Annotated in this window: 6 protein-coding genes; 5 read left to right on the top strand and 1 reads right to left on the bottom strand. The window is 63.7% G+C overall.

The features are described 5' to 3' along the window. The 4 genes from EOA29_RS28700 to EOA29_RS28685 all read left to right on the top strand — a co-directional run. On the top strand, positions 1 to 372 hold a 372-nt coding region (locus EOA29_RS28700), incomplete at its 5' end, for an RT0821/Lpp0805 family surface protein (RefSeq protein ID WP_127221935.1). 118 nt (positions 373 to 490) lie between these two features. Continuing rightward, entirely contained in the window at positions 491 to 1,423 is a 933-nt protein-coding gene (locus tag EOA29_RS28695; RefSeq protein WP_126095259.1) for a DnaJ C-terminal domain-containing protein, read from the top strand. A gap of 108 nt (positions 1,424 to 1,531) precedes the next feature. Beyond that, the gene (gene fabI, locus EOA29_RS28690; protein WP_126095258.1) at positions 1,532 to 2,350 is read left to right on the top strand and encodes an enoyl-ACP reductase FabI; all 819 of its coding nucleotides are present in this window, start codon (positions 1,532 to 1,534) and stop codon (positions 2,348 to 2,350) included. A 51-nt stretch (positions 2,351 to 2,401) separates the two neighbouring features. Beyond that, the gene (locus EOA29_RS28685) at positions 2,402 to 2,989 is read left to right on the top strand and encodes a histidine phosphatase family protein (RefSeq protein ID WP_126095257.1); all 588 of its coding nucleotides are present in this window, start codon (positions 2,402 to 2,404) and stop codon (positions 2,987 to 2,989) included. A 45-nt stretch (positions 2,990 to 3,034) separates the two neighbouring features. On the opposite strand, the gene EOA29_RS28680 is transcribed toward EOA29_RS28685, so the two are convergent. Further along, entirely contained in the window at positions 3,035 to 3,295 is a 261-nt protein-coding gene (locus EOA29_RS28680) for a DUF1344 domain-containing protein (RefSeq protein WP_126095256.1), read from the bottom strand. Positions 3,296 to 3,506: 211 nt separating this feature from the next. Here EOA29_RS28680 and EOA29_RS28675 point away from each other — a divergent pair. Further along, on the top strand, positions 3,507 to 3,773 hold a 267-nt coding region (locus EOA29_RS28675; RefSeq protein ID WP_127221934.1), incomplete at its 3' end, for a chorismate synthase.

The following is a 3,773-nucleotide window of genomic DNA, read 5'->3' as shown; positions in this document are numbered from 1 at the left end:
CTTGCAGGCTGCGGCGCCGGCGGCTTCAGCCTGGAGAAAGCGGAGGTCGACCGCTCGATCGTCACTTCCAGCACGCCTTCCTCTCCCGCCCCGCCGGCAAGCAGCGACACCGATTCGGACCAGACCACCATCGGCAACGCGGTCTCCTCCGCCGACATCCAGGAACTCGGCGGCCAGGCCGTGCCGTGGGCCAATGCCGGCACCGGTTCGCGCGGCGCGATCACCGAACTTGTCGAGTTGAATGATGGCGCCCTGACCTGCCGCCGCTTCACCGCCACCAGGGAGAGCTTCGATGGCGTCGCCTTGTACAAGGGCGAGCTCTGCATGGCCGGCGCCGGCGGCTGGCGCATGCAGGAGTTCAAGGCGCTCTGAATTTCGCTCGGGGCGCTGATTTTCGGTCACGGATCGTTGTTGCGCCACTGGAATTTCTTCCTATCCGAGCGCATATAGGGGACAATTGTGGACTCATCCTCTCGTTCAGGCAGGAAGCATGCGCGACCCCTATGAGGTGCTGGGCGTTGCCAAGAACGCATCGGCCAAGGAAATAAAATCGGCGTACCGCAAGCTCGCCAAGAAGCATCATCCGGACCAGAATCCGAATGATCCGAAGGCGAAGGACCGTTTTGCCGCCGCGAACCAGGCCTACGAGATCGTCGGCGACGAGAAGTCGCGCGCCGCCTACGATCGCGGCGAGATCGACGCCGACGGCAAGCCGCGATTCCAGGGTTTCGAGGGTGCGGCCGGCGGTGGCGATCCGTTCGCCGGGTTCCGTCGTCAGCAGGGCCCCGGCGGCGCGCAGCATTTCGAATTTCGCACGGGACGGCCCGGCGGCGATCCGTTCGACGGCAACAGCGATATCTTCAGCCAGATCTTCGGCGATGCCTTCTCGGGCGCGCGCGGCGCAGGCCGCGGCGACCGTCGCCAGCCGGTGCAGGCGGCGGACCTCAACGTCACGCTCGATATCACCGTCGAAGAGGCAGCTACTGCCGAGAAGGTGACGGCGATGTTCCCCGACGGCCGCAAGATGGCGGTCAAGCTTCCGGCCTATGTCGAAGACGGCCAGACCATCCGCCTCAAGGGCCAGGGCGAGCAAGGGCCTGGCCAGCCGGGCGACGCGCTGGTCAAGATCCACATCCGCCGCCATCCGCGCTACCGCATCGAAGGCCGCGACCTGCATGTCGACCTGCCCGTCGACCTGGCCGACGCGGTGCTCGGCGCCAAGGTGGCGGTCGAGACGCCGACCGGCAAGCTCGCGGTCAACGTCCCGGCATGGTCGAGTTCGGACAAGGTGCTGCGCCTGAAGGGCAGAGGTTTGCCGGAAAAAGCAGGCGGTCACGGCGACCTCTACGCGCATGTGCGGCTGATGCTGCCGGAGGGCGGAGACGCCGATCTCGAAGCCCTGATTCGCCGCCGAAAAGGCTGATCGAGGCAATTTTCTCCGCAAGCCAGTCTGTTTTCGACGCTTGAAGGGGCTCTGTGCCTGTGCGATAGGGCTCCACACAAAACAGACACTCTTGCGGAGAACGCGCACATGGCGGGTGGACAGGGCCTGATGGCAGGTAAGCGGGGCCTTATTCTCGGCGTCGCGAACAATCGGTCGATCGCTTTCGGCATCGCCAAGGCCTGCGTCGATCACGGCGCCGAAATCGCGCTGACCTATCAGGGCGAGGCCTTCAAGAAGCGCGTCGAGCCGCTGGCGGCGGAACTCAATGCGCATGTCGCCGGCCATTGCGACGTCACCGACCCGGAAAGCCTCGACGCCGTCTTTGCCGACATCGCCAAGCATTGGGGCAAGCTGGATTTCCTCGTCCATGCCATCGCTTTTTCCGACAAGGACGAGCTCACCGGCCGTTATGTCGAGACGACGCGCGACAATTTCCTGCGCACCATGGACATTTCGGTGTTTTCCTTCACCACCATCGCCAAGCGCGCAGAGCCGCTGATGAGCGAGGGCGGTTCGCTTTTGACGCTGACCTACTACGGCGCCGAGAAGGTGATGCCGCACTACAACGTCATGGGTGTGGCCAAGGCGGCGCTTGAAGCCAGTGTGCGCTATCTCGCCGTCGACCTCGGCGCCAAGAAAATCCGCGTCAACGCGATTTCGGCCGGCCCGATCAAGACGCTGGCCGCCTCCGGTATCGGCGACTTCCGCTATATCCTGAAGTGGAACGAGTACAACGCCCCGCTGAAGCAGACGGTGACGCAGGAAGAAGTCGGCGATTCCGCCGTCTATTTCCTGTCGGACCTGTCGCGCGGCGTAACCGGCGAGGTTCACCATGTCGATTCCGGCTACCACGTCGTCGGCATGAAAGCGGTCGACGCGCCGGATATCTCGACCGTCAAGGATTAGATCTCTCCGCCTACCCTTCCACCAGGCCCTGGCCCGACCTCGGAAGACCTGATGTATCCGCTCGTCTACATCGCACGCCACGGCCAGACGCAGTGGAATGCCGAGGGTCGGCTGCAGGGGCAGGCGGACACCGACATCAACGCGTTCGGCCGCGCGCAGGCGACCCGAAACGGTCGCCGGCTGGCTGAATTCGTAACCAATCCCGCGGAGTTCGACTTCGTCGCCAGCCCGATGCGCCGCACGCGTGAGACGATGGAGCTGATGCGCGCGGCGATGGGACTCGATCCGTTCGCTTACCGCACCGATCCGCGCCTTGTGGAATTGAGCTTCGGCGATTGGCAGGGTTTCACCTTTGCCGAACTCGAAGCGAGGCTTCCCGGCTCGACGCACCGTCGCCGTTTCGACAAATGGGATTTCCAGCCGCCGGGTGAGGGCGCGGAAAGCTACGAAATGCTACTCGAACGGATAAAGCCGTGGTTTGACGCGCTTGACCGGCAGACGGTATGCGTCACCCATGGCGGCGTCATGCGGTGCCTGTTCCGCTTCGTCGAAGGCATGTCCAAGAAGGACGCGGCCCGCCTGGATATCCAGCAGGATCGCCTGCTCCGGCTGGAGGGCCGCAGCTTGGAGTGGTTGTAGAGCTTACGGCGCGGCGAATTCAGATCGGGCCGGCCTCACCTGAATTTAGTTCTGGTCGCTGTCCGGCAGTTGCATATCGGTCACGATATTCTCGCCGTTCGTCACGTCAAAGGCGATGACGATGTCCATGCCGGGCTTCAGCGCATCGAGATCGGTCTCGGCGTTGAGCTTGTAGGACTTGCCGTCGTCCAGCGTCAGCGTCAGCGTGTCCTTGTCGACCTTCTTGATCAGGCCTTCGGTCTGCCCGGCGAACGCGGCGGTTGAAATCATGAGCATGGCGCCAACAGCGCCAATCAGGGTACGCATCGTCGTCCTCTTTGGTCATTGCGCCGGCTGGTCAGCGGCGGGTCCTCAACGGCGGATGGAAGAGAGCAGAAACCAACCGAATGTGTCAAAACTAAATCGGCCAGATCACAGATTGATGCATCCGATCATCGTTTGACCGCTGTGGAAAACGCCAATAGAAGGCACCCTTGAACCGGCGAACCGGCTCCGCCGCCGGGCAGGGCGTTTTTCCATGTCGCACAACACCTTCGGCCATCTTTTCCGCGTCACCACCTGGGGTGAGAGCCATGGCGCCGCGCTCGGCTGCGTTGTCGACGGCTGCCCGCCGGGCATCCGTTTCAAGCGCGAGGATATCCAGGCCGAGCTCGACCGGCGCCGCCCGGGCCAGTCGCGTTTCGTCACCCAGCGCCGCGAGCCGGACGAGGTGAAGATCCTCTCCGGCTTCATCCTCGACGAGGACGGCGAGACGATGATCACCACCGGCACGCCGGTGTCGATG

Origin of the sequence: Mesorhizobium sp. M1E.F.Ca.ET.063.01.1.1, assembly GCF_003998155.1 — a bacterium.
GTDB lineage: Bacteria > Pseudomonadota > Alphaproteobacteria > Rhizobiales > Rhizobiaceae > Mesorhizobium.
The sequence above is the reverse complement of the archived record's forward strand: the minus strand, read 5'-3'. Positions and strand labels throughout refer to the sequence as shown.

What these genes read in the sequence shown, in the direction of transcription:
- EOA29_RS28695 (WP_126095259.1), top strand. Translation starts at nt 491, where the DNA reads ATGCGCGACCCCTATGAGGTGCTGGGCGTTGCCAAGAACGCATCGGCC.
- fabI (WP_126095258.1), top strand. Translation starts at nt 1,532, where the DNA reads ATGGCGGGTGGACAGGGCCTGATGGCAGGTAAGCGGGGCCTTATTCTC.
- EOA29_RS28685 (WP_126095257.1), top strand. Translation starts at nt 2,402, where the DNA reads ATGTATCCGCTCGTCTACATCGCACGCCACGGCCAGACGCAGTGGAAT.
- EOA29_RS28680 (WP_126095256.1), bottom strand. Translation starts at nt 3,295, where the DNA reads ATGCGTACCCTGATTGGCGCTGTTGGCGCCATGCTCATGATTTCAACC.